Source organism: Micromonospora coriariae (assembly GCF_900091455.1).
Classification (GTDB): domain Bacteria; phylum Actinomycetota; class Actinomycetes; order Mycobacteriales; family Micromonosporaceae; genus Micromonospora; species Micromonospora coriariae.
On sequence record NZ_LT607412.1, the window covers coordinates 2,578,742 to 2,604,471 of the forward strand.

Annotated in this window: 26 protein-coding genes; 15 read left to right on the top strand and 11 right to left on the bottom strand. The window is 73.2% G+C overall.

Features of this window, described 5'->3' with window-relative positions:
* Window positions 1-35: 35 nt before the first annotated feature.
* Window positions 36-1,259 carry a hypothetical protein gene (locus tag GA0070607_RS12080; RefSeq protein WP_089018293.1) on the top strand — a complete coding sequence of 408 codons (1,224 nt, stop codon included), beginning with the start codon at window positions 36-38 and terminating at the stop codon, window positions 1,257-1,259.
* Between the two features lie 69 nt (window positions 1,260-1,328).
* Here the strand turns inward: GA0070607_RS12080 and GA0070607_RS12085 are convergent, their stop codons facing one another.
* Window positions 1,329-1,952 (bottom strand): phosphatase PAP2 family protein, encoded by a 624-nt coding sequence (locus GA0070607_RS12085; RefSeq protein WP_089018294.1) that lies wholly within the window; start codon window positions 1,950-1,952, stop codon window positions 1,329-1,331.
* 96 nt (window positions 1,953-2,048) lie between these two features.
* On the opposite strand from GA0070607_RS12085, the gene GA0070607_RS33765 reads away from it, so the two are divergent.
* From GA0070607_RS33765 to GA0070607_RS12115, 7 genes are all read left to right on the top strand, one after another.
* Window positions 2,049-2,702: a hypothetical protein gene (locus GA0070607_RS33765; protein ID WP_157743139.1), complete on the top strand. Its 654-nt coding sequence runs from the start codon at window positions 2,049-2,051 to the stop codon at window positions 2,700-2,702.
* 644 nt (window positions 2,703-3,346) lie between these two features.
* The gene (gene pdhA / locus GA0070607_RS12095) at window positions 3,347-4,522 is read left to right on the top strand and encodes a pyruvate dehydrogenase (acetyl-transferring) E1 component subunit alpha (RefSeq protein WP_089018296.1); all 1,176 of its coding nucleotides are present in this window, start codon (window positions 3,347-3,349) and stop codon (window positions 4,520-4,522) included.
* The gene (locus tag GA0070607_RS12100) at window positions 4,522-5,511 is read left to right on the top strand and encodes an alpha-ketoacid dehydrogenase subunit beta (protein ID WP_089018297.1); all 990 of its coding nucleotides are present in this window, start codon (window positions 4,522-4,524) and stop codon (window positions 5,509-5,511) included. The genes pdhA and GA0070607_RS12100 overlap by 1 nt, the downstream gene beginning before the upstream one ends.
* A 5-nt stretch (window positions 5,512-5,516) precedes the next feature.
* A complete protein-coding gene (locus GA0070607_RS12105) occupies window positions 5,517-6,971 on the top strand; it encodes a dihydrolipoamide acetyltransferase family protein (protein WP_089021809.1) in 1,455 nt (484 codons plus the stop codon).
* A 222-nt stretch (window positions 6,972-7,193) separates the two neighbouring features.
* Window positions 7,194-7,325 carry a hypothetical protein gene (locus GA0070607_RS33770; protein WP_269458446.1) on the top strand — a complete coding sequence of 44 codons (132 nt, stop codon included), beginning with the start codon at window positions 7,194-7,196 and terminating at the stop codon, window positions 7,323-7,325.
* Between the two features lie 343 nt (window positions 7,326-7,668).
* Window positions 7,669-10,386, top strand: coding sequence for an LppU/SCO3897 family protein (locus GA0070607_RS12110; RefSeq protein ID WP_089018298.1), 2,718 nt, complete (start codon window positions 7,669-7,671; stop codon window positions 10,384-10,386).
* Between the two features lie 138 nt (window positions 10,387-10,524).
* Window positions 10,525-12,357 (top strand): NHL domain-containing thioredoxin family protein, encoded by a 1,833-nt coding sequence (locus GA0070607_RS12115; RefSeq protein ID WP_089018299.1) that lies wholly within the window; start codon window positions 10,525-10,527, stop codon window positions 12,355-12,357.
* Window positions 12,358-12,411: 54 nt separating this feature from the next.
* Here GA0070607_RS12115 and GA0070607_RS12120 read toward each other — a convergent pair whose 3' ends face one another.
* The 3 genes from GA0070607_RS12120 to GA0070607_RS12130 are packed head-to-tail and all read right to left on the bottom strand — an operon-like array spanning window position 12,412 to window position 14,670.
* Window positions 12,412-13,161: a LamB/YcsF family protein gene (locus tag GA0070607_RS12120; protein WP_089018300.1), complete on the bottom strand. Its 750-nt coding sequence runs from the start codon at window positions 13,159-13,161 to the stop codon at window positions 12,412-12,414.
* Window positions 13,145-14,107, bottom strand: coding sequence for a 5-oxoprolinase subunit C family protein (locus tag GA0070607_RS12125; protein WP_408630902.1), 963 nt, complete (start codon window positions 14,105-14,107; stop codon window positions 13,145-13,147). The genes GA0070607_RS12120 and GA0070607_RS12125 overlap by 17 nt, the downstream gene beginning before the upstream one ends.
* Complete coding sequence (locus tag GA0070607_RS12130; RefSeq protein WP_089018302.1) at window positions 14,005-14,670, bottom strand: 5-oxoprolinase subunit B family protein; 666 nt, start codon at window positions 14,668-14,670, stop codon at window positions 14,005-14,007. The genes GA0070607_RS12125 and GA0070607_RS12130 overlap by 103 nt, the downstream gene beginning before the upstream one ends.
* A gap of 107 nt (window positions 14,671-14,777) precedes the next feature.
* Here GA0070607_RS12130 and trhA point away from each other — a divergent pair, with 107 nt between their 5' ends.
* Window positions 14,778-15,455 (top strand): PAQR family membrane homeostasis protein TrhA, encoded by a 678-nt coding sequence (gene trhA, locus GA0070607_RS12135; RefSeq protein ID WP_089018303.1) that lies wholly within the window; start codon window positions 14,778-14,780, stop codon window positions 15,453-15,455.
* Window positions 15,456-15,522: 67 nt separating this feature from the next.
* Here trhA and GA0070607_RS12140 read toward each other — a convergent pair whose 3' ends face one another.
* Window positions 15,523-15,810, bottom strand: coding sequence for a DUF6458 family protein (locus GA0070607_RS12140; RefSeq protein WP_089018304.1), 288 nt, complete (start codon window positions 15,808-15,810; stop codon window positions 15,523-15,525).
* 112 nt (window positions 15,811-15,922) lie between these two features.
* Here GA0070607_RS12140 and GA0070607_RS12145 point away from each other — a divergent pair, with 112 nt between their 5' ends.
* Window positions 15,923-16,462, top strand: a complete 540-nt coding sequence (locus tag GA0070607_RS12145; protein WP_089018305.1) for a SixA phosphatase family protein — start codon at window positions 15,923-15,925, stop codon at window positions 16,460-16,462.
* Window positions 16,463-16,505: 43 nt separating this feature from the next.
* Here GA0070607_RS12145 and GA0070607_RS12150 read toward each other — a convergent pair whose 3' ends face one another.
* The 4 genes from GA0070607_RS12150 to GA0070607_RS12165 all read right to left on the bottom strand — a co-directional run bounded on the left by GA0070607_RS12150 (window position 16,506) and on the right by GA0070607_RS12165 (window position 20,830).
* Window positions 16,506-16,775: a DUF6458 family protein gene (locus tag GA0070607_RS12150; RefSeq protein WP_074315731.1), complete on the bottom strand. Its 270-nt coding sequence runs from the start codon at window positions 16,773-16,775 to the stop codon at window positions 16,506-16,508.
* 203 nt (window positions 16,776-16,978) lie between these two features.
* Complete coding sequence (locus tag GA0070607_RS12155; protein WP_089018306.1) at window positions 16,979-18,835, bottom strand: acyl-CoA dehydrogenase; 1,857 nt, start codon at window positions 18,833-18,835, stop codon at window positions 16,979-16,981.
* Window positions 18,836-18,974: 139 nt separating this feature from the next.
* Entirely contained in the window at window positions 18,975-20,102 is a 1,128-nt protein-coding gene (locus tag GA0070607_RS12160) for a PP2C family protein-serine/threonine phosphatase (RefSeq protein ID WP_089018307.1), read from the bottom strand.
* A gap of 101 nt (window positions 20,103-20,203) precedes the next feature.
* Window positions 20,204-20,830 (bottom strand): septal ring lytic transglycosylase RlpA family protein, encoded by a 627-nt coding sequence (locus tag GA0070607_RS12165; RefSeq protein ID WP_172899016.1) that lies wholly within the window; start codon window positions 20,828-20,830, stop codon window positions 20,204-20,206.
* Between the two features lie 187 nt (window positions 20,831-21,017).
* On the opposite strand from GA0070607_RS12165, the gene GA0070607_RS12170 reads away from it, so the two are divergent.
* The 3 genes from GA0070607_RS12170 to GA0070607_RS12180 are packed head-to-tail and all read left to right on the top strand — an operon-like array spanning window position 21,018 to window position 23,165.
* Window positions 21,018-21,569, top strand: coding sequence for a phosphoribosyltransferase family protein (locus tag GA0070607_RS12170; protein WP_089018309.1), 552 nt, complete (start codon window positions 21,018-21,020; stop codon window positions 21,567-21,569).
* A gap of 33 nt (window positions 21,570-21,602) precedes the next feature.
* A complete protein-coding gene (locus GA0070607_RS12175) occupies window positions 21,603-22,676 on the top strand; it encodes a questin oxidase family protein (protein ID WP_089018310.1) in 1,074 nt (357 codons plus the stop codon).
* 57 nt (window positions 22,677-22,733) lie between these two features.
* Window positions 22,734-23,165 carry an ASCH domain-containing protein gene (locus GA0070607_RS12180; RefSeq protein WP_089018311.1) on the top strand — a complete coding sequence of 144 codons (432 nt, stop codon included), beginning with the start codon at window positions 22,734-22,736 and terminating at the stop codon, window positions 23,163-23,165.
* A 56-nt stretch (window positions 23,166-23,221) separates the two neighbouring features.
* Here the strand turns inward: GA0070607_RS12180 and GA0070607_RS12185 are convergent, their stop codons facing one another.
* The gene (locus tag GA0070607_RS12185; RefSeq protein WP_089018312.1) at window positions 23,222-24,100 is read right to left on the bottom strand and encodes an LLM class flavin-dependent oxidoreductase; all 879 of its coding nucleotides are present in this window, start codon (window positions 24,098-24,100) and stop codon (window positions 23,222-23,224) included.
* A 56-nt stretch (window positions 24,101-24,156) separates the two neighbouring features.
* On the opposite strand from GA0070607_RS12185, the gene GA0070607_RS12190 reads away from it, so the two are divergent.
* Window positions 24,157-24,351 (top strand): hypothetical protein, encoded by a 195-nt coding sequence (locus GA0070607_RS12190; RefSeq protein WP_089018313.1) that lies wholly within the window; start codon window positions 24,157-24,159, stop codon window positions 24,349-24,351.
* Between the two features lie 216 nt (window positions 24,352-24,567).
* Window positions 24,568-25,278 (top strand): dihydrofolate reductase family protein, encoded by a 711-nt coding sequence (locus GA0070607_RS12195; RefSeq protein WP_089018314.1) that lies wholly within the window; start codon window positions 24,568-24,570, stop codon window positions 25,276-25,278.
* Window positions 25,279-25,285: 7 nt separating this feature from the next.
* Here the strand turns inward: GA0070607_RS12195 and GA0070607_RS12200 are convergent, their stop codons facing one another.
* A complete protein-coding gene (locus tag GA0070607_RS12200) occupies window positions 25,286-25,651 on the bottom strand; it encodes a VOC family protein (protein ID WP_089018315.1) in 366 nt (121 codons plus the stop codon).
* Window positions 25,652-25,730: the final 79 nt, after the last annotated feature.

Sequence of the window (25,730 nt, forward strand, 5' to 3'; positions counted from 1 at the left end):
CTCTGCGCACCCGCCGAGCGGCGTAGGGTCGGAGCATGGCCACGCCTCAGACCCCCTACGACGCGGTGCTGCACGCCGCACGCGACGTGACCAAGCTGGAGTCGGCGCTGGACGCCGAGATGCTCGGCAGCGCGCTCCTGGGCAGCGTCTACGCGATCGCGGAGACCGACCGCGACACCGCCGTACGGGAGTTCGTCACCGGCTTCCTCGCCGCCACCGCCCGCCGCCGGATCGCGGCGGCGACCACCATTCGGCAGGTCTTCGCCGCGCTCATTCCCAACGCCGAGGGCACCGAACGGGTGCGCCCGGGCAGCCAGGCGCCGGCCTGGACCGGTCAGCTCGGCCGGGTGCACCTCACCGGCAGCTGGGCGTACGGCGACGTGTACGGCGACCAGACCTCCTACCTCGCCACCTTCGCCTACGACGACGCGGCCGGCGGCCCCGAGCACGCGCTGGTGGCCCTGGTCGACCACAACATCGGGATCACCAAGGACATCTTCGTCGGCGGGCCGGCGGAACGGATCCTGGACCAGGTCCGGCAGATGTGCGCGGACGACGAGTTGACCTGGTTCCGCACCGAGGACCCTGCCCAGCTGCGCGGCGAGGTGGCCCGCCACCTCGCCGTCACCGACGACCTGAGCGAGCTGCCCGGCGAGGGTTCGCTCGCCACCGACCGGGCACTTGTCGGCGCCCGGCTGGCGTTGCTGCCCACCGCCGCCGACCCGACCAGCCCGGCGGAGGTCGAGCCGCTCTCCGCCGCCGAGCGCACCGAGCTGGTCCGGCGGTTCCTGGCCGCGCCGGAGGCCGCCCGTTTCGGGCTGGACGCCGTCGACGGTCCGGAGCTGGCCTCGCTGCACTTCTGCCTGAGCCTGCTGCTGGACCATTCGGCGACCTTCCCGGACGCCGACCCGATGCGGTGGAGCCCGGCCGTGTCCGGGCTCTTCCTGCTCGACTGGGTGCACCGCCGGGCCGTGCTGGACATGGACGACGCGGCGATGCTGCCCCGCGTGCTGCGCGCCTGGGCCCGGTACGCGTCGCGCCAGCGTGGCCTGCCCGACACGGCCGCGACGCGCACGGACGAGGCGATCGAGGAGATGGTGCCGGAGTTCGCCCGCCTCTACTCGACCGGCGAGCGGCGCAGCCCGGCCACCGCGGCGGTGGCGCAGCTGATGGCCGACGGGGTCGACCCGGACGACCCGGCCGCACTGGACGCCTGGATCGAGGCGAACCGGCACCGTCTCGCGGACGACGGCGCCTGACGGCATCCCGGGCGGGCCGGCATGTCGCCGCCCGCCCGGGTCCGGTCAGCGGGGCCCGGTGACGCCCGGTCAGCGCAGCAGACCGAAGACCACCCCGGAGATCATTGCGCCGAGCACGCCGCCGGCCAGCACCTGCGGAACGGTGTGGTCCCGTAGCCGCACCCGGGCCCAGCCGACCACGCCCAGCAGTGGGGCGGTGACGAGCAGTTGGGTTCCGAAGGTCAGCACCAGGATGATCAGCGTGCCGGCGGCCACCGCCGAGTGGATCGACATCTTCCACCAGTGGCTCACCGACACGGCGACCACCAGCCCGACCAGCCCAGCCACCGCCAGTGCCAGCAACGGACGGGGTGCGCCGAGCACCGCGAGCAGGGCCAGACCGGCGGCGACCGAGCCGAGGCCGACCAGCAACGGCACCCGGCGCTGCTCCCGGCGACCGATGTGGTGGTCCGTGAGCCGACCACGGCGTACGCCGCCGACGATGTAGGCGAACGGAATGCCGGTGACGAAGAGCGTGGCGAGCAGACCCCACGCGAGGCCGTGACCGGCGCTGCGGGAGCTGTGCCAGCTCACGGTGACCATCAGCAACGACACCAGTACGGCGGGCGCGGTCAGCTCGGTGACCAGCCTGGCGACCCGCAACCCTGGCCCCGGCCGGGCGGTGACCGGGCGGAGTTTCGCACCGCCGCCCACGCCACCCCCTCCGGTACGCCCCTATCGCCGACCGCCGCCGGCACCGGGTGGGTCGCGCCTGATCGTCACCGTACCGCCGAGGACACCGTGGAGTACATGGGTCGCGTCAGCGGCGAGGGAGTGGCCGTGGGAGTCGGTCGGTCAGCCGGGAACGTCGGGGATGTCGCGACGGTCGGGCTGGGCCGGCTCGGCGATGAACCGGGCGTGGCGGGTGGCGTGGTCGTGGTGGCCGGCTCGGACAGGGTGCTGGTCGGCACGGCGGTCGGGGGGTCGGTCACTGTGGGCGTCGTCGGCGGGGTCGCCGTCGGGCTCGGCGTCGGGCTCGGCGTCGGGGTCGGGTCCGGGTCGGGCGGGCCGGTTGGCGGGGGCACCGGCGGCGGGCTGTGCGGGAGTGAAGCCGGGGGCGTGCTTCGGGTGGGCCTCGGCGAGGGTGGCGGGGGCAGCACGCGGACCGGCCCGGGATCGGCCCCGGTCGGCCCCCGGTCCGTCCGATCCTGGTCACGTCCGGGAGCCGCGGGCAGCCAGCCGGCGGTGGCGGTCGGACCGACGCCGGGCGTGGCGGGTGGTGGGAGCGCCGGCTGGCTGGTCGCCGGCACCGGGATGACCACCGGCCCGACCGACGGGGTCGGGATGAACGGGGTGCTGCTGTCCGGCAGCGCGGTGCTGCCCGGGGTTGCCGAGCCCGCGCTGATGGCGGCGAGGATGGGCATCGACGCGGTGCCCGCCAGCAGCGCGACGGTGAGCAGGTAGCCCCGGGAGGGGCCGCCGGCGCCGGGAGCGCGGTGCGCGCCGATCACCCGGCGGTACCCACCGGCCGACCGGTGCCGGCCGAGCGCGGGCGTGCCGGGACCGTCACCTGGCTCGTACACCGCATACCCCTTGTCGTCAGCCGTCGGAGGACGCGGAAGGACGTCGCCGGCTGAAGAACCACGGCAAATCACCCGATCGGCGCGTTCCTGCGGGAAACAGCGTCGCCCAGTTACCGTCCGTCAGCCAACCTCCACTGCGTGTCGACACGCGGAGATGGCCCGAACGGTGACGAACCATCGCCGTAACGCCTGGTTGGCACCGGAGGGCACGATGGCGACAAACAACCTCAAACAGGGGGCGGTCGGAATGCGGGGCGGGCGTACTGTGGGCGCGCTCACCTGCTCTGCGAATATGGAGCACGACGGCAACGCAGCCGCGACCTCCGCGCACCCTCGCGGCAGGCGCGGTTGAGCGCCGGCGCTCCCGAACCGGGTTCGGCCAGAATCCGGCTCACGCCGCGCGGCAACCCCCACCGGGGCTAGGCGCGGCCGCCAGGAACCGGTCCGGCAGCAGCCGGACAGGCGCACGAGTTGCGCGGCCGGGTGACCCCCCGGTGCCGACGCAGACACGACAGGGAGAGACGGATGGCAAAGGGCGACCCCGGGGGCACCACCCGCGGCAGGCGGGCAGCACCCCGCTCCAGGAAGAGCGCGGCCGGCGACCCCGAGCTGGTGCAGCTGCTCACCCCCGAAGGCGAGCGGATCGAGAGCGTCACCGGGCCGGACGGCAACGAGTATCGCGTCGACTTCACCGACGAGGAGTACCGCGGGCTCTACCGCGACCTCGTGCTGGTCCGCAAGCTCGACGCCGAGGCGACCGCGCTCCAGCGCCAGGGCGAGCTGGGCATCTGGGCCAGCCTGCTCGGCCAGGAGGCGGCGCAGGTCGGCTCCGGGCGGGCGCTGCGCACCCAGGACATGGCCTTCCCGACGTACCGGGAGCACGGCGTCCTCTACTGCCGCGGCATCGACCCGATCATGCCGCTCGGCCTGTTCCGCGGCGTCGACCAGGGCGGCTGGGACCCGAACGAGTTCAAGTTCAACATGTACACGATCGTGATCGGGGCGCAGACCCTGCATGCGACGGGCTACGCCATGGGCATCACCATGGACGGCAAGACCGGCACCGACGACGGTGAAGCGGTGATCGCCTACTTCGGCGACGGGGCCACCAGCCAGGGTGACGTCAACGAGGCGTTCGTCTGGGCCGGCGTGTTCAACGCGCCGATGGTCTTCTTCTGCCAGAACAACCAGTACGCGATCTCCGAGCCGCTGGAGCGGCAGACCCGGATCCCGCTCTACCAGCGGGCCGCCGGCTTCGGCTTCCCCGGCATCCGCGTGGACGGCAACGACGTGCTGGCCACGTACGCGGTCACCCGCACCGCGCTGGACAACGCGCGGCACGGGCAGGGCCCGAGCCTGATCGAGGCGTACACCTACCGGATGGGCGCGCACACCACCTCCGACGACCCGACCCGCTACCGGATCGCCAGCGAGGTCGAGGCGTGGCAGGCCAAGGACCCGATCGCCCGGGTCAAGGCCTTCCTGGAGAAGCAGCAGATCGCCGACGCGGACTTCTTCGCCGAGGTCGACGAGCAGGCTCGCCGCGAGTCGGTGCACCTGCGCGAGCGCGTGCTCGCCATGCCCAACCCCGAGCCGGTGACGATGTTCGACCACGTCTACCCGAACGGGTCTCCGCTGCTCGACGAGCAGCGCGCGCAGTTCAGCCGCTACATGGAGTCGTTCGAGGGGAGCGCCCACTGATGGCCACGGAGACGCTCACCCTCGGCAAGGCCCTCAACACCGGTCTGCGCCGCGCCCTGGAGAACGACCCCAAGGTCATCATCATGGGCGAGGACGTCGGCAAGCTCGGCGGCGTGTTCCGGATCACCGACGGGCTCCAGAAGGACTTCGGCGACCAGCGGGTGATCGACACGCCGCTGGCCGAATCCGGCATCATCGGCACCGCGGTCGGCCTGGCCATCCGTGGCTTCCGGCCGGTCTGCGAGATCCAGTTCGACGGCTTCGTCTACCCCGCGTACGACCAGATCGTGTCGCAGGTGGCGAAGATGCACTACCGCTCGCGCGGCAAGCTCAACATCCCCATGGTCATCCGGATTCCGTTCGGCGGCGGCATCGGCGCGGTCGAGCACCACTCCGAGTCGCCGGAGGCGTACTTCGCGCACACCGCCGGCCTGAAGGTGGTGTCCTGCGCCAACCCGCAGGACGCGTACGTGATGATCCAGCAGGCCATCGCCTCCGACGACCCGATCGTCTTCCTGGAGCCCAAGCGGCGCTACTGGGAGAAGGGGCAGGTCGACCTGGACGCGCCACTGTCCGACGCGTACCCGCTGCACTCGGCCCGGGTGGTCCGGCCCGGCACCGACGTGACCGTGCTGGCGTACGGGCCGATGGTCCGGACCTGCCTCGAGGCGGCGACCGCCGCCGCCGAGGACGGCCGGGAGCTGGAGGTCATCGACCTGCGCTCGCTCTCTCCGTTGGACCTGACGGCGGCGTACGAGTCGGTGAAGCGCACCGGCCGCGCAGTCGTGGTGCACGAGGCGCCGTCCAACATCGGCCTCGGCGCCGAACTGGCCGCGCGGATCACCGAGGAGTGCTTCTACTCCCTGGAGTCGCCGGTGCTGCGCGTGACCGGCTTCGACATCCCCTACCCGGCCGCCCGGGTGGAGGAGGAGTTCCTGCCCGACCTCGACCGGGTGCTCGACGCTGTCGACCGCACCTTCGGCTGGTGAGCGGCATGTCCCGGATCAAGACGTTCAACCTGCCGGACCTGGGCGAGGGGCTGACCGAGGGCGAGATCCTGACCTGGCTGGTCAAGGTCGGCGACACCATCGAACTGAACCAGCCGATTGTCGAGGTCGAGACGGCCAAGGCGGCGGTGGAGATTCCGGCGAAGTGGGCCGGGCAGGTTCAGGCGATCCACCACCCGGAGGGGACGACTGTCGAGGTCGGTTCCCCGATCATCGCGATCGACACCGACCCGGGCGCCGGCCCGCTGGACGCGCCGTCGACCACGGCCACGCCCGGCGGTGACCTGCCCACCCCGTCGGCGGCCTCGCTGGCAGCCGTCGAGGTGGCACCGGCCGAGGGCATGGTCGAGCCGGGTCTGATCGGCGGCCCCGCTCCGGGTGGGCGGACCGCTGTGCTGGTCGGCTACGGCCCGCGTACCACCGCCGCGAAGCGCCGGCCGCGCAAGGGTGCCGTCCCGGCTCAGGCCGCGGCGACGCCAGCTCCGGCGCCGGTCGCGCCGGCTCCGCAGCCGGTGGCCGCGCCGACGCCGGTCGCCGCGGCGACCGGTGGGCTGGTGCTCGCCAAGCCGCCGGTGCGCAAGCTCGCCAAGGATCTCGGGGTCGACCTGAGCACGCTGACCGGTTCGGGGCCGCTGGGCTCGATCACCCGGGAGGACGTGCAGCAGGCGGCGAACGGGGCCGTGGTGACGCCCGAGCCGATCAGGGCGACGTCGGTGGCGACGAGCGCGGCCAGCTTCGGCGCGGACCGCGAGCAGCGCATCCCGGTCAAGGGGGTACGCAAGCTCACCGCCGAGAACATGTCCCGCTCGGCGTTCACCGCCCCGCACGTGACGGAGTTCCTGACCGTCGACGTGACCCGGGCGATGAAGGCGCTGGACCGGCTGCGCGGCCGGCGGGAGTGGCGCGACGTCCGGGTTTCACCGCTGCTGCTGGTGGCGAAGGCAGTGCTACTGGCGGTCAAGCGACACCCGATGGTCAACTCGACCTGGGCCGGCGACGAGATCGTGGTCAAGGAGTACGTCAACCTCGGCATCGCGGCGGCCACCGAGCGTGGCCTCATCGTGCCGAACGTCAAGGACGCCGGCCGGCTCTCGCTACGCGAGCTGGCGGACGCCCTGAACGACCTGGTGCAGACGGCGAAGTCCGGACGGACCTCGCCGGCCGACATGTCCGGCGGCACCCTGACCATCACCAACGTGGGGGTGTTCGGGGTGGACACCGGGACGCCGATCCTGCCCCCGGGTGAGTCGGCGATCCTGGCCTTCGGCGCGGTGCGGGAGATGCCCTGGGTGCACAAGGGCAAGGTCAAGGCGCGTCAGGTCACCACGCTGGGGTTGAGCTTCGACCACCGGATCATCGACGGTGAGCTGGGCTCGAAGTTCCTGCGCGACATCGGCGACTTCCTCGCCGACCCGGAGGCGGCGCTGCTCGCCTGGACCTGATCGTCCGAACGCCAGCCACGGCCGGTGTGCCACGGGTTAACGCCCGGCACACCGGCCGTGTCCGTTGGGCGACGAAACCGCTGGTGAGTCGCCCTCCAGACCTTTGATTGTTAGGCGGGTGTCTCAGCTCACCTAATAATCGATGGAAGTTGCCCGGGTTCTGCGGTTGAATAGACGCATCAGGGGCCGACAACCGAATAGCCAGGAGGACACCCAATGAGCATGATCGAGCGAATCCGCAGCCACCGCGACGCCACCCGCCGCGCCCGTGCCATCGAGCACGCGCTGCGCTCGGCGAACTCGCCGGCGGTCCGCGAGGAACTCCTCATCATCGCCCAGCGTCACATGGGCTGACGCTCCACGACATTCCTCACCTCCTCCAGATCGATGGCCCGCCCGGCCCACCGGGCGGGCCATCGGCGTTTCCTCACCTCCCGGCACCGGGATTCCGCCGTGCCGCAGCGCCCGGTACGGTGGGCTTCGGTCGCCGCCCGCCGGCCCGGCACCGGCGGAGCCGATAGAAGCTGCTCGACACCGACCGGCCACGCGGAGTGACGACCGGTGCTCCTTGGACGCCCCGTGTGGCCAACGGATACGGTGCGGGGAGCCGGCACGGTGGTACGCCGGTGACGCCGGCAGCCATGCCGAGGAGACCGATCGGCACCGGCGGCCGACATGTGATGGAGGAGGCGCACCGATGACGTCCGAGGGCCCGCACCGCCCCGGCCAGGAGCCGGACGAGGTGTCACCGGGCGCCGGCGGACCGGCGCCGTACGGCGACCGCCCGGCGCAGCCGGACAACGGCTACAACGCCACCGGCCCCGATCTGGGCTGGGCACCCCCGCCGCCGACGCGGCCGAACCCGCCGGCCCCGGCATGGGCCGCCCAGTCGGAGCAGCAGCCGAACCCCGCCTGGGGTGCCGCCGCCGCGCCGCAGCCCACCGAGCCGGCGCAGCCCGCCTGGGCCACCGGCGGTGGCGCGAACGAGCCGCCGCAGCCGCCCGGCACCTGGACCGGCGCCGGTGGCCCACCCGACCACACGCAGCCCGCCCCGTGGGCCGCCCAGCAGCAGGGCTGGACGCCAGCCGAGCAGAGCGCACCCGGGTGGACCCCCGGGGCCACCGAGCAGCCCGAGTGGGCGCAGGCCCAGCCGGCCGCGCGGGGTGCCGCGCAGGTGCCGCCCGCCACCGCCGCCTGGCCGGCTCAGGACGACCCGTCCCGCTCCGGTGGCTGGAACGCCGACGCCCAACAGGACGACCCGGCCCGCTCCGGCGCTTGGGGCGGGGCGGCGCAGGCCAACCCGCCCGCCGGCGACTGGCGCGGCGGCGAGCCGCAGCAGTCCGAGTCGGCGCAGGCCGCCGGCTGGTCCGGCGGTGGCTCCGGTCAGCAGGACGACCAGGCCGGCTCCGCCGGTTGGGCCAACGGCACCGCCGGTCAGGCCGACCAGCCGGTGTGGACGCCGGCCGAGCAGTCCCCCCAGACCTGGGGTCAGGCCGCCGAGTCGACCGAGCAGCCGGCCCCCGGGTGGGGCCAGGCCGAGCCGGCCGCGGCCCGGGGCGCCGCTCAGGTACCGGCGCAGGCGCCGGCACCGAACTGGCCGAGTCAGGACGACCCGGCCCGCTCCGGCGGCTGGGCCGGCCAGCAGCAGCCGGCGCAGCCCAGCGGGTGGGGCGACGGCACCGACGTGAAGCAGGACGAGGCCGCGCAGCCCGCCGCCTGGGGTGGCGCCGAGGGCCGTCCGCAGCAGCCGGACTGGGTGCTCGCATCGCAGGACCAGCCGGCCGAGCGGCCGGAACCGGCGGAATGGACCCCCGAGGGGACCGCCACCCCGGCCCGGGCCAGCGCCAGCGTGCCCAGCAACGACGGGACGCCCGCCTGGGCCGCCGCCCCCGACAACGCCGCACAGGGCGGCGCCGGCGTGCCGGAGGCCCAGCCGTGGGCGCCCGGCGAGGTGTGGGGTCGCGCCGAGGCGGAAGCCTCCCAGTCCCGCGGTGACTGGGAGACGGGCCGGGGCGACGAGTCGCCGGTCTACCAGCCCGCTCCCGCGCCGGGCATCTCGCCCGCCAACGCGGTGCCACTGCCCCCGCAGGAGCAGCGCGTACCGGGGGCCAGCCTGGCTGCCGCACCACCGGCCAACTACGGGCCGCCGGCCCAGTACGGCCCAGCCTCGGAGCAGCCGGCGTACGCCGAGCGGGACAGCCCGGACGCCGCCGCGCAGTACGAGGCGGAGCCGGCCGGTTGGGGCCGCGCCGAGGAGGCTCCGGCGGCGGGCGCCGTGGTGCCCGCCCCGCGTACCTCCCCGGAGGCCGGAGCCGGCCGCGCGGTCGTACCGACGCCGGACGCCGAGTCGGCGGCCGGCGCGGCGGGTCGGGCGTCGGCGAGCGCCTCGGTGCCGTTGGCCAGCCGGGTGATGCCGCCCACCGACCAGGCCGTACGACCGGCCGGCGCGCCCGCGCCGCAGCCCCGTGTGTACGGCCGCCCGTCCCGACCCGAGCCGGATAACGAGCCGGAGCAGGCGGCGCCGGAGGCGTTCCAGACCGACCCGGGTCCGGAGCGCCAGAGCGCACCCGACTGGCAGAACGGCCCCGACCGACGGGCCGCACCCGACTGGCAGAACGGCCCGGAGCGACAGGGCGCTCCCGCATGGGGCGGCGAGGCCCCGGCCGAGCCGCGCTTCGACGACCGGGACGTGCCGGCTGCACCGAACGGGTTCGCTGAGGCGGCGTCTCCGCCCCCGGCGTTCCCGCCGGGTGTGCCGTCGTTCGTCGACACCCCGGGCAGCAACCGGCCGGTGAACGGGGTCCGGCCGCAGGCCGGCGCCGAGCGCCCGGCCGACCCGTTCGGCGCCCCCGGGTCACCGGCCGCCGGCACCGCCGCGGTGAACGGCACGCCGGGCTTCGGCGGCCCGAGTTTCGGCGGCCCGGGCTTCGGCGGACCGGCCAACGAGCCGGCACCGGGCGGCGGCTTCCCGCCGGCCTTCCCGCCGGCGCCCCAGCAGCTCGCACCATCGTGGGGCCAGCAAGCCGGTGAGTCGGACCAGGGCCGGTTCGACGCGTTCAAGCCGGACGCCGACCAGCCGAAGGTGGAGCCACCGACGCCGAAGGTGCGCAACGGCCGGGTGCTGGCGGCGGTGCTGATCGCCGCGGTGCTCATCCTGGCGGTGCCGCTCGGCCTGCTGATGCTGCTGGGCAAGTTCGGCGGGGACGACACGCCGGCCTTCGACCCGGCGGTCGGCACCTGCGTGAAGCAGTCCGGCCAGGGCGCCTCGGCGGTGGACTGTGGCGAGGCGGGCGCGTTCACCATCGTTTCCAAGGTGGATGCGAAGGACAAGTGCGCCGACCCGGCCCAGCCGCACGTGGTGCTGCCCGGTGACGGCATCAACCGGGTGCTCTGCCTCAAGCCGGCCACCAAGTAACGCGAACCGACGGCGGGGCCACGGGTATCCGTGGCCCCGCCGTCGTCGTCCCACCATCCGTGGGGGCGTACCCGCCCGGATCTCAGCGGCTCGCCCCCTCCGGCTGGCAGCGGGCCGGTGATCAGGCACGATGGGGGCATGAGCGCACGAGTACGGGCCCCCGAGCTGCGCGGTCGGGGCTGGCTGAACACCGGTGGACGCGATCTCAAGCTCGCCGACCTGCGCGGCAAGATCGTCCTGGCGGATTTTTGGACCTTCTGCTGCATCAACTGCCTGCATGTGCTCGACGAGTTGCGCCCGCTGGAGGAGAAGTACGGCGACGTGCTCGTCGTGATCGGCGTGCACTCGCCGAAGTTCGAGCATGAGAAGGACGCCGACGCGCTGGCCGCCGCCGTGGAGCGGTACGGGGTGCACCACCCCGTACTCGACGATCCCGAGATGGACATGTGGCAGCAGTACGCGGCCCGGGCCTGGCCGACCCTGTCGGTGATCGACCCGGAGGGGTACGTGGTGGCCACCATGGCCGGCGAGGGGCACGCCGAGGGGCTGGCCCGACTGATCGACGAGCTGATCGCCACCCACGAGGCCAAGGGCACCCTGCACCGGGGGGACGGCCCGTACGTCCCGCCGCCGGCACCGGAAACCGCGCTGCGCTTCCCGGGTAAGGCGGCGTTGCTGCCGAACGGCAACCTGCTGGTCTCCGACTCGGCCCGGCACTCGTTGGTCGAGGTCGACGCGGACGGCGAGACGCCGGTGCGCCGGATCGGCTCGGGTGAGCGGGGCCGGGCCGACGGGCTGGCCGCCGCAGCGACGTTCTCCGAGCCGCAGGGGGTGTGCCTGCTACCCACGCAGGTCGCCGAGGTGGTGGGCTACGACCTGGTGGTGGCCGACACGGTCAACCACCTGCTGCGCGGCGTACGGCTGGAGTCCGGCGAGGTGGTCACCGTGGCCGGCAGTGGGCGGCAGTGGCGCGCCTCGGTCGACGACCACCCCCACGACGCGCTCGCCGTCGACCTCTCCTCGCCGTGGGACCTGGCCTGGTACGACGACAAGCTGATCATCGCGATGGCCGGCATCCACCAGCTCTGGTGGTTCGATCCGATCAAGCGGACCGCCGGTATGTACGCCGGCACCACGGTCGAGGCGCTGCGCGACGGCCCGCTCGCCGAGGCGTGGATGGCGCAGCCGTCCGGCCTCTCCGTCTCCGCCGACGGCACGCGGCTCTGGATCGCCGACAGCGAGACCAGCGCCGTCCGGTACGTCGAGAACGGGGTGCTGGGCACCGCCGTCGGGCAGGGTCTGTTCGACTTCGGTCACGTGGACGGGCCGGCGGAGACGGCGCTGCTCCAGCACCCGCTGGGCGTGTGCGCGCTGCCGGACGACTCGGTGCTGATCGCGGACACCTACAACGGCGCGGTACGCCGCTTCGACCCGTCGACCGGCCAGGTGTCCACGGTCACCGACGGGCTGGCCGAGCCGAGCGACCTGGTGCTCACCCCGGACGGTGAGGTGCTGGTCGTGGAGTCCGCCGCGCACCGGCTGACCCGGCTGGCCCCGGGTTCGCTGTCGGCGGCCGGCGCCAGCACGGTGGACGGCCCCAGGCACCGCACCGAGCGCAAGCCCACCGACGTCGCGGCGGGTGAGGTCACCCTGGACATCGTCTTCACGCCCGCGCCGGGGCAGAAGCTGGACGAGACGTACGGGCCGTCGACCCGGCTGGTGGTCTCCGCGTCCCCGCCCGAGCTGCTGGTGGAGGGCGCCGGCACGGGCACCGAGCTGTCCCGCCGGCTGGTGCTCAACGGCGAGGTCACCGGTGGGGTGCTCCAGGTGACCGCCCAGGCGGCGACCTGCGACGCGGACGTCGAGCACGCGGCCTGCCACCTGACCCGCCAGGACTGGGGCGTCCCGGTCCGCGTGGTGGACGGCGCCGCGGCCCGGCTTCCGCTGGTGCTGCGCGGCCTCGACGCCTAGCTGTTAGGAAGGGCCCCTTGTACAACAAAATCCGATAAGAAGGGGCCCTTCCTTTCACGCGAACGGGGCTAGTGGGACTCCGGCGTCGATCAGCGTGGCGCGGACCAGCTCCGTGGCGGAGACCGCGCCGGGTGTGTCGCCGTGCACGCAGATCGAGTCCGCCGGGCAGGGAATGACTGTGCCGTCCACCGCCACCACGGTCCGTTCGGTGGCGATCCGTACCGCCCGTGTGGCCACCTCGTCCGGGTCGGTGATGAGCGCGCCGGGGGTGCCGCGGGGCACCAGCACCCCGTTGGGCAGGTAGCCGCGGTCGGCGAAGGCCTCGGCGACCACCGGCAGGCCGGCCCCGACGGCGAGCTGGGCGAGCGTGGTGCCGGGCATGCAGAGCACCGGCAGCTCGGGGTCGTGGCTGGTCACCGCGGCGACCACCGCCGCCGCCTGGGACTCGTCGGTGGCGGCCGCGTGGTAGAGCGCCCCGTGCGGCTTGAGGTAGCGGACCCGGGTGTTGAACAGCTGGCAGAACGCGCTGAGCGCCCCGAGCTGGTAGGTCACCTCGTCGCGTAGCTCGGCGAAGTCGTACGCGATGTGCCGCCGGCCGAAGCCGGCCAGGTCCCGGTAGCCGACCTGCGCGCCGACCGCCACCCCGCGCCGTGCCGCGCCCTCGCAGACCCGCCGCATCGTGGACGGGTCGCCGCCGTGGAAGCCGCAGGCGACGTTGGCGGACGTCACCAGGTCCAGCAGGGCCTCGTCGTCGCCGAGTCGCCAGATGCCGAATCCCTCGCCCAGGTCAGCGTTGAGGTCCATGGAATCTGACGGTAGTACCTGGCCGGGCCTGCGCGAGCGGGGTCACGTCGGGGACCACCCCGATGACGGGGTATCCGCCGGTGGTGGGGTGGTCGGCGAGGAAGATCAGGGGTTGCCCGTCCGCCGGCACCTGCACCGCGCCGAGCACGATGCCCTCGCTGGGCAGTTCGCCGGCGACCGCGCGGGGCAGCGGCGCGCCGGCGAGCCGCGCGCCGACCCGGTTGCTCACCGGGCTGACGGTGTACGCGGTGCCGAGCAGCCGGTCGAACGCGGTCGGGGTGAACCAGTCGTCGCGGGGGCCCCGGTGCAGAGCCAGGTGCAGCTCCGGAAGAGGTGCGGGGCCGACCGTCAGGTCCACCGGCGCGGGCTCGCCGACCGGTTCGCCGAGCGGCAACCGGTCACCGTCACGCAGCGGTGACGGCCCCAGCCCGGAGAGGGTGTCGGTGGCCCGGCTGCCGAGCACCGCCGGCACGTCGATCCCGCCCGCCACGGCCAGCCAGCTCCGTACGCCCCGACGCGCCGGGCCGATCCGCAGCACCGTTCCGGCGGGCACGGTGAGCGGGCGTCCGGTGTCGCCGGGTCGGTCGCCGGCACGGATCGGCGCCTCGGCTCCGGTGACCGCAACGGTGGTGGCCCGGGTCAGCCGCAGCACGCAGCCGGTCAACGTGATCTCCAGGCCGGCGGCCTCTTCCGGGTTGCCGACCAGGCGGTTGGCGAGCCGCAGGGCGGCCGGGTCGAGGGCCCCGGACCGGGGTACGCCCAGGTGCGCCCAGCCGGGCCGGCCCAGGTCCTGCACGGTGGTGAGCGCGCCGGCGCGGAGCACCTCGATCTCGGCGGGACGGGTCACGCCGCCGCCATCCGGACCCGCGTGCCTGGGCCCAGCCGGGCGGGCGGGTCGGCGTGGACGTCGAAGAGGACCAGCTCGGTTCGACCGACCAGCAGCCAGCCGCCGGGGGACGCGCTCGGGTAGATGCCGGCGTACGGGCCGGCCAGGGCGACCGAGCCGGCCGGCACGCGGGGGCGGGGGGTGGCCAGCCGGGGCAGCGCCAACTCGGCGGGCAGCCCGGTCAGGTAGGGGAACCCGGGGGCGAAGCCGCAGAAGGCGACCCGGAACGGGGTGCCGGTCAACCGGCGCAGTACGGCCGGCAGGTCGGTCCCCCAGTGCTCGGCGACCGCCGGCAGGTCGGGCCCGTCAAAGACGACCGGGACGACGACCTCGCCAGATTCCCGCTCGCGCATCCGTTCCGCCGCGCCTTCGGCGTCGTTGACGGCGGCGGAGACCGTTGGTGCCCAACGGGACAGCAGTTGGGCCGTGGCGGTCGGGTCGGGCAGGCCGTCGAGCAGGACGGTGCTGGCGGCCGGCACGATCTCGACGGCGGTCAGCTCGCCCCGCTCGCGGCGGCGCCACAGCTCGGCCCGCCACGCGTCGACGAGGGCGACCTGGGCCACGTCGGCGGGCGCGGAGCAGTCGAGCAGCAGGGCGTGCGCCCCGGCGGGTCGGATCCGCATCCGCTCATCCTCGCCGATGCCGTGTCGCCGGGGTGTTCACAGGGACGGTGCCGGGCGTCACCAGCGCGACTACTTGCAAGTAACCTACGGTGCCGTAACCTGATGTCGTGACCACCTCCGCCCCGCTTCGACTGAAGCCGGTCGACATCGGTAAGCCCCGGATGCGCGGCTGGCTGCACACGTACGCCTTCTTCGTCGCCCTGGTCTGCGGCATCGTGCTGTGCTCGATCGCCGCCACCCGACCGGGGTGGGCACCCCTGGTGAGCTGCGTCATCTACAGCCTGACCGTCTGTGGGCTCTTCGGCACCAGCGCGCTGTACCACCGTCGCGTGTGGTCGGAGCGCGGCTACCAGGTGATGCGCCGGATGGACCATTCGATGATCTTCGTGTTCATCGCCGGCACGTACACGCCGTTCTGCGCTCTGCTGCTCGCGCCGCGGCCGGCCACCGTGATGCTGGCCCTGGTCTGGGGTGGCGCGCTGGCCGGCGTGGCGCTCAAGATGGTCTGGCCGCACGCCCCGCGCTGGGTTTCCGCGCCGCTCTACCTGGCGCTCGGCTGGGTGTCGGTGGCCATGCTGCCGGAGATCCTGCACGGGGGTGGCGTCGCGGCGCTGGTGCTGCTGGCCGTCGGCGGCGCGATCTACAGCGTCGGCGCGGTCTTCTACGCGTTGCGCCGGCCCAACCCGTGGCCGACCGTCTTCGGTCATCACGAGTTCTTCCACGCCTGCACCCTGCTGGCCGCGCTCTGCCACCACATCGCGATCTACTTCGCGTTGTTCGCCTGACCGCGACCGGCAGAAGACGAGCCGGGGCCCCGCGACGCTGCGGGACCCCGGAGTGCGCGATCGTGGGTCAGACCGGCCGGCCCGGCCGGCGCACCTCGCGGTACTCCCGCATGACCCGGTCATCCTGGACCGGCACCACACGGTCCGCCACGACGCGGTCCTCGCGAACCGGCGCGGCGACCACCGTGCGGCGGCGGCTGTTCCAGAAGTAGAGGGTGACGAGCAGGCCGGCGACGCCGGCCAGCATCAGCACCCAGCCAACCACGGCCAGGTTGAGCCAGCCCAGGTCGGCCTCCACGGCGAATGCGAAGATCGCGCCCAATGCGATCAGGAAGATGCTGCCACCAATGCCCATGTCTCGCTCCTCGGCTCTAACCTGGCGTACGTCCCGCCGCGGCCGTCGGTAGGGGTGCGGCATCCATCGACTTACCCCGGCACGGAGATCGCCAATCGGGCAAGCTGGGGGCATGACGGACGCCCATCCCGAGACACGGACTCTGGTGCTGCTCCGGCACGCGAAGGCCGAGCAGGGCGGCGAAGGGACGGACGACGCCCACCGGCCGCTCTGTGCGCGGGGGCACGCCGACGCGGCGGCGGCCGGTGCCTGGCTCGCCCACCACGGGCTGCTGCCCGACGTGGTGATCTGCTCGACGGCGTTACGCACCCGGCAGACCTGGCACGGGGTGGCGATGGGGATGACCGGTTCGCCACCGGAGGGCGGCCCAGCCGGTCCCCGCCCGACCGTCCGCTACGAGCCCGGCGCGTACGACGCCCATCCGGAGGAGTTGTTGGCGCTGGTCCGCACCATCGACGCGGCAGCACGGACGGCGTTGCTGATCGCCCACAATCCGGGCATCTCGCTGCTCTCCGCGTTTCTCGATCCGGAGGGGGCGGACGCGGAGGGGTTGCGGACCACCGAACTGGCGGTGCACCGAGGCACGCTGAGCTGGACGGAGCTGGCTGCGGCTCGGGCGCCGATCACCGCACGGCACGTCGCACGCGGCTGAGCCACCCGCCGAATGCTCGACGGGTGGCCCGGGCGTACGCGGCTCAGGAGGGTGGCGCGGTCGGCGGCGGCGGATCGGGCGGCGGCGGCATCATCGCCGTCGGGTGCGAGAGCCGGTTCTCCTCGACGATGAGGGTTCGGGCCCTCTTGCGCCGGTCCTGCCAGAACCAGAGCGTGGTCAGCAGTACGGCCAGCCCGGCCAGGATGAACACCCAGCCGACCGCGCGCAGGTCTATCCACCAGACGTTGGCTCGTATCGCGAAGGTCAGGATGGCGCCGATCGCGATGAGAAAGATCCCGCTTCCTACACCCATGTGCGCTGCACTCCCCCGTGCGGTGGCTCTGGGCGTTCCCTGTCGTGACCACGCGACGGTTACCCGCCCCGCCGCCGGCCTACCGGGGTCGGGCCACCGAATAGCGGCACCGGTACGGGCAGCGCGACGGCCGGCGGGACAGGTGCCCCGCCGGCCGTCGGCGTCGGATGGCGCTTGGAACCTTCAGGCGTGCCGAGGCACGCTCAGAAGGCCTCCTCCGGCAGGTCCATGATGTCGAGGTCCGCGCCCTCGATGATGCGCCGGTCCGCGCCGATGCGCGGCAGCACCTCGCGGGCGAAGAACCGGGCAGCCGCCACCTTGCCGGTGTAGAACGCCTTGTCGGTCGCGGAGACCTCACCGGCCAGCGCCGTCAGCGCCACGTCGGCCTGCTTCTGGAGCAACCAGCCGACCACCAGGTCGCCGATGGCCAGCAGGAACCGCCGGCTGCTGAGCCCGACCTTGTAGAGGGCGCGGGTGTCGCCGCCCTGCGCCTCACCCAGCCAGCCGGTCAGCACGCCGAGCATGTTCTGGATCTCGGCGAGCGCCTTGCCGAGCGCCTGCCGCTCCTCCTTGAGCTGGCCGTTGCCCGCCTCGGAGGAGATGAACTCCTGGATCTCGCCGGCGACCGCCATCAGCGCCTTGCCGTTGTCCCGGACGATCTTGCGGAAGATCAGGTCCAGGCTCTGGATGGCGGTGGTGCCCTCGTACAAGGTGTCGATCTTGGCGTCCCGGACGTACTGCTCCAGCGGGTAGTCCTGGAGGAAGCCGGAGCCGCCGAAGGTCTGCAGCGCCTCGTGCCCGAGCAGCTCGTACGCCCGCTCCGAACCGACACCCTTGACCAGCGGCAGCAGCAGGTCGTTGACCCGCTTGGCCAGCTTGGTGGCCTTCTCGTCGCCGGCCGCCTCGGCGATGGCGACCCGGTCCTGCCAGGTGGCGGTGTAGAGGACCAGGGCGCGCAGGCCCTCCGCGTACGACTTCTGCAGCAGCAGCGAGCGGCGCACGTCGGGGTGGTGGGTGATCGTGACGCGCGGCGCGGTCTTGTCGGCCTGCTGGATCAGGTCGGCGCCCTGCACCCGGTTCTTCGCGTACTCCAGGGCGTTGAGGTAGCCGGTGGAGAGGGTGGCGATCGCCTTGGTGCCGACCATCATCCGGGCGTACTCGATGATCATGAACATCTGGCGGATGCCGTCGTGCTTGTCGCCCAGCAGCCAGCCCTTGGCCGGCACACCGTGCTCGCCGAAGGTCACCTCGCAGGTGTTGGAGACCTTCAGGCCCATCTTGTGCTCGACGTTCGTGGCGTAGACGCCGTTGCGCTCGCCCAGCTCGCCGGTGCTCTCGTCGAAGTGGTACTTCGGCACCACGAAGAGCGACAGGCCCTTTGTGCCCGGGCCGCCGACACCCTCGACGCCCACCGGGCGGGCCAGCACGTAGTGGACGATGTTGTCGGTCAGGTCGTGCTCGCCCGAGGTGATGAAGCGCTTCACGCCCTCGATGTGCCACGAGCCGTCCGGCTGCTGGATGGCCCGGGTGCGGCCGGCACCCACGTCCGAGCCGGCATCCGGCTCGGTGAGCACCATCGTGGAGCCCCACTGCTTGTCGATGAAGAGCTTGGCCCACTTCTTCTGCCGCTCGGTGCCCTCGACGTGCAGCACGTGCGCGAAGGACGGGCCGGAGGCGTACATCCAGACCGGGGCGTTCGACCCGAGCACCAGCTCGGCGAGGGCCCACCAGAGAGCACGCGGCGCGTTGGTGCCGCCCAGCTCGGGCGGCAGGTCCAGCCGCCAGAACTCGGAGTCCATGAACGCCTGGTAGGACTTCTTGAACGACTCCGGCAGCGGTGCGGTGTGCGTGGCCGGATCGAAGACCGGCGGATTGCGGTCACTGTCCGTGTAGCTGGCGGCCAGATCCTCGCGGGCGAGTCGGTCGACCTCGGCGAGGAAACTACGGGCCGTGTCGGTGTCGAGTTCCGAGTACGGCTCCTGGCCGAACGCCCGGTCAGCCCCGAAGACCTCGAACAGGTTGAATTCGAGGTCCCGGAGGTTGCTCTTGTAGTGGGTCATGCTCACTGGCCCCGCTTCCGGACAGGTGTTACCGATCAGTAACCCCGACTCTATTACTCGCGGGTAGCCAGCGACAAGCCGATCGCCCGAGTGACGGGCATTACACACCCCGGCGCCGCACCCGCGTCCGGCCGAGAAGTCAGCTCTCGGCGGCGCCGACCTCCCAGCTCGGCACGGCCGCCGCCGCGCCGGTCCGCGCGCCGGCGTACTCCATCAGGACCAGGGCGATGTCGTCGTCGAGCCGGCCGTGCACCCACTCGACCAGAGCCGTCTCCAGCGAGGCAAGCCCGTCGGCGACTGTGCCGTGCCCGAGCAGTCGCCAGGCCCGGTCCGCGGTCGGGAAGAACTCGCCGTCCCGCCGGGCCTCACCGAGACCGTCGGTGAACAACAGCAGCCGGTCGCCGGGCTCGAGGCGTTCCACCCGCGGACGGACCACCGGCATGAACCCGAGCGGAGGCGCCGGCGCGGGCGGCTCCAGCGGGATCACCGCGCCCCGGCGCAGCAGCAGCGGCGGAGGATGCCCGCAGTTGACGATGGTGAGCGTGCCGCCACGCTCCTCCACCAGAGCCGCTGTCACGAAGTCCTCGTCACCGACGTTGCGGGCCACCGCGCGGTCCAGATCGGCCACCACGGCGCGCAGGTCGGCCCGCTCGTACGCCACGTGCCGGTAGGAGCCGAGGACGATGCTGGCCAACCGGACCGCGTCCAGGCCCTTGCCGCGCACGTCACCGATGATCATGCGAACCCCGTAGGGCGTGTCGATCGCCTCGTACAGGTCCCCACCGATCTCGGCCGTCGCGGTGGAGGAGATGTAGCGGCCGGCCACCGACAGCGTGCCGACCTGCGGGCCGAGCGGACGCAGCACCGCCTGCTGGGCCACCGAGGCGAGCTTGGTCAACTCGGCGATCTGCACCGCCTGCCGCTGCCGAACCCAGGCCACCGCCATCGCCAGCCCGGTGGCGAACGCGACCCCGACCACGTTGACCGAGGTGACCAGCGACATCTCCGGCTCGATCAGGGCGAAGCCGGCCCCGATCAGGGTCGCCGCCGCGCCCACCCCCAGCACCACCTGCCACGCCGCCAGCGCGGCAGCCAGGACCGGGGCGGCCGCCAGCAGTGCGACGTAGTGCGCGGGCCGGCCGTCCGCCAGCTCCACCGCCGAGACGATCGCGAGCAGAACGAGGGCCGCGCCGAGGCCGGCGCGGGATCCGGGGCTCAGCGGGCGACGGCCCGACTGGAGGAGTCGCGTGGGTACGAGGGACAGCATGCCTGATCCGCGTGAACGGGTGAATGAACCTGACCCGTCGTCCGAGGAGGTTCTGTCCGGCTGGCGCGGGTGTCCGGCCGGAACGGCATTGCCCGCTCCGCTCAGCCGAGGACCTCGTACCTGACGGTGAGCGCGCCCACGTCGACCGAGGCGATGGTGGCGAACGCGGCCCGCGAGAGGTCCAGGCAGCGGCCGTCGATGAACGGGCCACGGTCGTTGATCCGTACCACGACCGACTTGCCACTGGCCGGATTCGTCACCCGGACCTTTGTGTTGAACGGAAGGGTCTTGTGGGCCGCGGTCAGCTCGTTCGGGTTGAACGACTCGCCGTTGGCGGTGAGCTGCCCGTCGGAGTAGAAGGAGGCGCCGCACGAGCCGCTCTCCAGCACCTTCGCGGCCGCGGCCTTCTTCTTCGCGGTCGGACTCGGCTTCGGCGTCGCGGTACGGGTCTTGTTCCGGGAGGCGGCCTGCGGCGACCGGCTGGACGACGGGCTGGCCGTCACGCTCGGCGAGGCGCTGGCACTCGGGGCCGGGGAGCTGGCGGCGGGGCTGCTGGCGGCGACGGTCGGAGCGAACTCGATGGTGGCCTGCCCCGGCTGCGCGGAGCCCGAGGTCAGCTGCACGGCCCCGACGGTGCCCCCGACGGCGAGGGCCACGCCGACCGCCGCGGTGGCCGCGATGCCCGCCGGGGAGGAGAAGATGCGGGTACGGGAGTGCCTGCCTGCCACCGGCCCGGTCCTTTCGTCGACTGAACAAACCGGGTCGGACCGTAACGAGTGAAGCACTTCCGAAGTCAACGTGATCATCGTGGTATGCCCGTATTTGCGCTGGTACGTGTAGCCGATCATCCGAGCCCGGATGGGCCGGCCGGCCCGGGTGCCCGCACGCCGGACGCGCGTACCGCAGGATGGACCGGTGCCCGCTGAGCTGACCGAACGCCTCGCCGCCCTGTTCCGGTGGATCGACCCCGGGCCGGGCACCAGCCACCTGGTCAGCGACATCTCCGGTTGGTGGCGGGACCCGGCCGTGCTGGCCGAGCTGGGACCGGCCCTGGTGGCGCCGTACCGGTCCGTCCGGCCGACCGTGGTGCTCGCCCCCGCGGTCACCGGGCTGCTGCTCGGGCCGCTGGCCGCCACCGCCCTCGGAGTCGGCTTCGTGGCCGCGCACAAGCCTGGCGACGGCCGGCTGCCGGCCGGGCCGCTCACCTGGGCGCAGAGCCCGCCGGACTACCGGGGCCGGCAGGTCGACCTGGCCGTGCGGGACCGGCACCTCGGCCCGGGCGACCGGGTCCTGGTGGTGGACGACTGGGTGCGCACCGGGGCGCAGATCCGCGCCCTCCACGACATCTGCGCGGCGCGCGGAGCCGAGGTGCTGGGCAGCGCCGTGGTGGCCGTCGACTGCCCGCCCGACGTCGCGACCGCACTCCGGATCACCGGCCTGATCAGCGGCGCCGATCTGCCGTCTTGACCTGAACCAAGCTTCACCTCCGACGATCGACGCATGGACGACGGGATCCTCGACGAGGCGTACGAACGACTGCACCGCACCGGCCCCGAATACGAGGGCTGGCTGACCAACCACGGGCCGATGGCCGTCGAGGCGCTGGCCCGGCACGGGCACCAGCAACGGGTGCACCGCTGGCTCGACGACTACCTCGGTCGCCTCGATGAGCTGCCCCGTGGGCTGCGCCCGATCGACGACTGGCGGGCGACGCTGGGCGACGCGAAGCGGGCCGGTGACTGGCTGGCGTACTTCGACCGGGAATTGCGCGAACGCCCGTGGCGGGAGGTGCTCGGCACCTGGTGGCCGCGGCTGCTGCCCGGCATCGCCGCCGGCGCCACCCACGGCGTGATCCGGGTCGGGCATGCCGTACGCGCGCTCGAGCCGGCGGGCGCGAACCCGCAGCGGCTCGCCGAACTGGGCCAGGCCCTCGGCTACTGGGCCGCCCGCTGGCAGCCGGTCCCAGGAGCGGACCGACTGCTCGACCCGGCCGCCTCGGTCGGCGACGTCGCTGCCGAGGCGGGCGGGCCGGGCACCGACGAGGTGGACGTGGATGCCGCGTTGGCCGGGCTGCCCCGGATCGACGACCAGTCCGGGGGCATCCTGGCCCGGCTGGGCCGGCTACCGGGCGTACCTCGATGGGAGCCGGCACTCGCGGCGCTGCGCCCCGCGCGGAGCCCGGCCCAGGCGGAGCGGGGGCTCGCCGCGCTGGTACACCGGGCCGGCCTGGACTACCTGCGCTTCGGGCACGCCGCGCCGGTCATGCTGGTGCACGCGGTCACCGCGCCGACAGCGGTGCTGCGTACCCTGCCGGCACTCGATCGGGCGCTCTGGGCGCCGAGCCTCGCCGCGGCCTGGGCCGCGACGGCGGCCGTGACCTCGGTGTACGCCCCGAACGACGGGATGGCGCCGCCGACCGTGCCCGCAGCCACCCCGGCGGAGGTCTTCGCCCGGGCAGCCCGCCACGGTGACGAGCACGTGGTCAAGCTGGCCGACGCTGTGCTCGACGCGCACGCGGCCACCGGCGACGAGCGGCTGCTCACCGCCGCCGGCTACGCCGGTCAGCTGATCTGACCAGGGCCCGGCATATTGCGGCGGCGGTACGGGTCGCGCTGGCCTAGCCTCGGCAGGATGTGGCCTCGGATCGGTGAACTGCGCACCCTCGCCCTCGGCACCCCCGGCGAGCTGCGGGCGACCTTGAACACCCTGGTGCTGGCCGGCGTGAAGACCGCCACGGCCGGCCGGCTCGCCGAGTACGCGGAGGAGGGCGAGGAGCTGGAGCGGGTCGGCGAGCGGCTGGCGCTGGTCGACGACGACGACGCGCTGGCCGGCGTCGTGGAGATCACCGGCGTCGAGGTGGTCCGTTTCGCCGACGTGCCCTGGGACTTCGCCCGCGCCGAGGGTGAGGGTGACCGCTCGATCGAGGAGTGGCGCGCCGGACACTCGGCCTACTGGGCGCGACTGGGCACCCCGGTCGACGACGACAGCCCGATCGTCTGCCTCCGCCTACGGCTGGTGTCCGGCGGCGAGGGCGGGGTGGCCAGCGGCGACCTCGGCACCTGACCCGGCTGTCGCTGGCGACGTGGTCTCACCGGTGGCGCTGCGGCCCCGCTGCCGGCTCAGCCGCGCAGCCCCGGCAGCAGCCGGGTCGCCACGTCCGCCAGGACTGCCTCATCGCCGGCGTACCAACTGCTGGCCCGCGGCCAGTGCGTCACCACGTCGGTGAAGCCGAGGTCAGCGGCCCGGCCGACCTGGTCGGCGAAGAACTGCGCGCTGCGGAGCGAGAAGACCGGCGCCGCGTCCAGCGAGAGATACCGGTCCAGGGTGGCCGGATCACGGCCGGCCTCATCCAGCGTCCGGTCCATCCGCGCGGACAGCGCCGACACCGTGCCCCACCAGCCCTCCACGTCGTCCGCGTCGGTGCCGGTGGTCACCCAGCCCTGGCCGAACCGGGCCACCAGCCGCATCGACCGCGGCCCGTTGGCGGCCACCACGAACGGCACCCGGGGCTGCTGGACGCAACCAGGATTGTTGCGGGCGTCCACCGCCGCGAACCAGTCACCACGCCAGGTGGTGCCGTCCTCCCGCAGGATCAGATCCAGCAGTTCGGTGAACTCGGCGAACCGGTCGACCCGCTGACGCGGCGGCAGCGTCTCGCCACCCAGCACCGCCGAGTCGAAGCCGATGCCGCCCGCGCCCAGGCCGAGCAGCAGCCGGCCGTCCGAGACGTCGTCGACCGTGGTGATCTGGCGGGCGAACGCCGCCGGGTGCCGGAAGTTCGGCGACGCCACCAGGGTGCCCAGCCGGATCCGGGAGGTGACCGTGGCGGCGGCGGTCAGCGTGGTCATCGAGTCGAACCACGGGCCGTCCACCAGGTCCCGCCAACCCAGGTGGTCGTACGTCCAGGCGTGGTCGAAGCCCCACTCGTCGGCCTGCCGCCAGCGACGCTGCGACTCCGCCCAGCGCTGGTCCGGCAGGATCACGATGCCAATTCGCATGATCGCCAGCCTAGCCGGGGGCACCACGGACACCCGGCTTTCGCTACCGTTCTCCGATGGACCTACGGTCGAGTCGGGCCGACACGGTACGAGCATTCGGCACCATGTCGCTGGTGGCTGGCTTCCTGACTTCGCTGCTCACCATGCCGTCCGACTACGACGGGCTCAGGCCGCAGATCCTCGCCGCCCTCCTCGTCCTGACGGGCATCGGTCTGCGGATCGAGGCGGCGATCATCGACCGTAAGTCGTAGTCCCACCGTCGCTGGCCGGCCCGGGCGTCCGGATCTTCACAGTGATCGCCTGGCGGCTGACCCTGCTGCCGTACCGCGGAGAGCAGTCTCACGCACTGACCTGTCGCGCTGTGATTCACGTCACTCCGTTGCCCTGTAGGAAGTTCTCCGGCGGCTCCGACCCATCGGCGAGCGGGCACCCGAACGGGTGTCGCCCGAGGAGAGGAACAAGGCGAGATGACGAAGGTGACCGCACAGGTGTCCGTGTCGCTGGACGGGTTCTACGCCGGCCCGCAGTTCGCTGGCGACGGCGACTGGATGGACTCGGCCGAGAGCGCCAAGTTCTTCCGGGTCACCCGCTGGGTGACCGATGCCGCGGCGTGGCGCGAGCGACAGGGCTTCGCCGGCGGCGAGCAGGACACCAACTCGGAGGTGGTCGCCGAGTCGTTCGGGGCGGCCGGCGCGTACGTGATGGGGCGGCGGATGGCCGACGGGGGTGAGGCGCCCTGGGGCGAGGAGCCGCCGTTTCGCGCGCCGGTCTTCGTCGTCACACACCGCCCCCGCGAGCCCCTGCTGCGCGGCGGTGGCACCAGTTTCACCTACGTCACCGATGGCGTGGCCAGTGCGGTCGAGCAGGCGCGCGCCGCGGCCGGCGGCAAGGACGTGGCGGTGGCCGGTGGCGGCAGCCTCGTGCGGCAGGTGCTCAAGGCCGGCCTGCTCGACCAGTTGGAGCTGCACGTCGTACCGGTCGTGCTCGGCACCGGCCTCCGGCTGTTCGACGCGGACCTCGACCTCGGCGAGAAGGAGGCGATCGAGCTGACGCCTACCCGGGTCATCCACACACCGCAGGTCACCCACATCCGGTACGCGGTGCGCGGTCGCGCCCCGCTCGTGCTCGACGACCGGGGCAGCGGCGGCGGCCCGACGGTGACCGGCCGAGTGCGGTAGCCGGCACCTACAGGCGGGACAGCACCAGCAGCCGGTTGCCGTCCGGGTCTTCGACCCGGGCGGACCGCTCACCCCACGGCTGGTCGACCGGCTCCTCGGTGACGGCCGCACCAGCGGCCCGCAGCGTGCCCACGGCCTCGTCGCAGTCGTCGGCGTAGACGCACAGTTCCCAGCGGTGGACGCTGGAAGGGCCGCCGGCCTTCGGGTCGGCGGCCAGGCCCAGTTCGCTGTTGCCCAGCCGGAGTGCGACGAACTCCGGGTCGCCGTCATCCGGGAACCGGTAGGTCTGCTCGAAGCCGACGACACCCCGATAGAACGCGATCAGTCTTGGCAGGTCGGGCGTAGTCACGATCGGGAACGCTTCGGTGAACACGGAACCACCTCCAAACCGGACACTAGCCGGTAGGGGCCCAGCCGCATCGATCTCGGCGACTCCCGGATGCCCGACCCCG

Coding starts and splice junctions, on each gene's coding strand:
- GA0070607_RS12130 (WP_089018302.1), bottom strand. CDS start 14,670: ATGCGGATCCGACCCGCCGGGGCGCACGCCCTGCTGCTCGACTGCTCC.
- GA0070607_RS12080 (WP_089018293.1), top strand. CDS start 36: ATGGCCACGCCTCAGACCCCCTACGACGCGGTGCTGCACGCCGCACGC.
- pdhA (WP_089018296.1), top strand. CDS start 3,347: ATGGCAAAGGGCGACCCCGGGGGCACCACCCGCGGCAGGCGGGCAGCA.
- GA0070607_RS12185 (WP_089018312.1), bottom strand. CDS start 24,100: ATGCGAATTGGCATCGTGATCCTGCCGGACCAGCGCTGGGCGGAGTCG.
- GA0070607_RS12190 (WP_089018313.1), top strand. CDS start 24,157: ATGGACCTACGGTCGAGTCGGGCCGACACGGTACGAGCATTCGGCACC.
- GA0070607_RS12155 (WP_089018306.1), bottom strand. CDS start 18,835: ATGACCCACTACAAGAGCAACCTCCGGGACCTCGAATTCAACCTGTTC.
- GA0070607_RS12115 (WP_089018299.1), top strand. CDS start 10,525: ATGAGCGCACGAGTACGGGCCCCCGAGCTGCGCGGTCGGGGCTGGCTG.
- GA0070607_RS12175 (WP_089018310.1), top strand. CDS start 21,603: ATGGACGACGGGATCCTCGACGAGGCGTACGAACGACTGCACCGCACC.
- GA0070607_RS33765 (WP_157743139.1), top strand. CDS start 2,049: ATGGGTCGCGTCAGCGGCGAGGGAGTGGCCGTGGGAGTCGGTCGGTCA.
- GA0070607_RS12180 (WP_089018311.1), top strand. CDS start 22,734: ATGTGGCCTCGGATCGGTGAACTGCGCACCCTCGCCCTCGGCACCCCC.
- GA0070607_RS12195 (WP_089018314.1), top strand. CDS start 24,568: ATGACGAAGGTGACCGCACAGGTGTCCGTGTCGCTGGACGGGTTCTAC.
- GA0070607_RS12105 (WP_089021809.1), top strand. CDS start 5,517: ATGTCCCGGATCAAGACGTTCAACCTGCCGGACCTGGGCGAGGGGCTG.
- GA0070607_RS12145 (WP_089018305.1), top strand. CDS start 15,923: ATGACGGACGCCCATCCCGAGACACGGACTCTGGTGCTGCTCCGGCAC.
- GA0070607_RS12160 (WP_089018307.1), bottom strand. CDS start 20,102: ATGCTGTCCCTCGTACCCACGCGACTCCTCCAGTCGGGCCGTCGCCCG.
- GA0070607_RS33770 (WP_269458446.1), top strand. CDS start 7,194: ATGATCGAGCGAATCCGCAGCCACCGCGACGCCACCCGCCGCGCCCGT.
- GA0070607_RS12110 (WP_089018298.1), top strand. CDS start 7,669: ATGACGTCCGAGGGCCCGCACCGCCCCGGCCAGGAGCCGGACGAGGTG.
- GA0070607_RS12140 (WP_089018304.1), bottom strand. CDS start 15,810: ATGGGCATTGGTGGCAGCATCTTCCTGATCGCATTGGGCGCGATCTTC.
- GA0070607_RS12100 (WP_089018297.1), top strand. CDS start 4,522: ATGGCCACGGAGACGCTCACCCTCGGCAAGGCCCTCAACACCGGTCTG.
- GA0070607_RS12120 (WP_089018300.1), bottom strand. CDS start 13,161: ATGGACCTCAACGCTGACCTGGGCGAGGGATTCGGCATCTGGCGACTC.
- GA0070607_RS12150 (WP_074315731.1), bottom strand. CDS start 16,775: ATGGGTGTAGGAAGCGGGATCTTTCTCATCGCGATCGGCGCCATCCTG.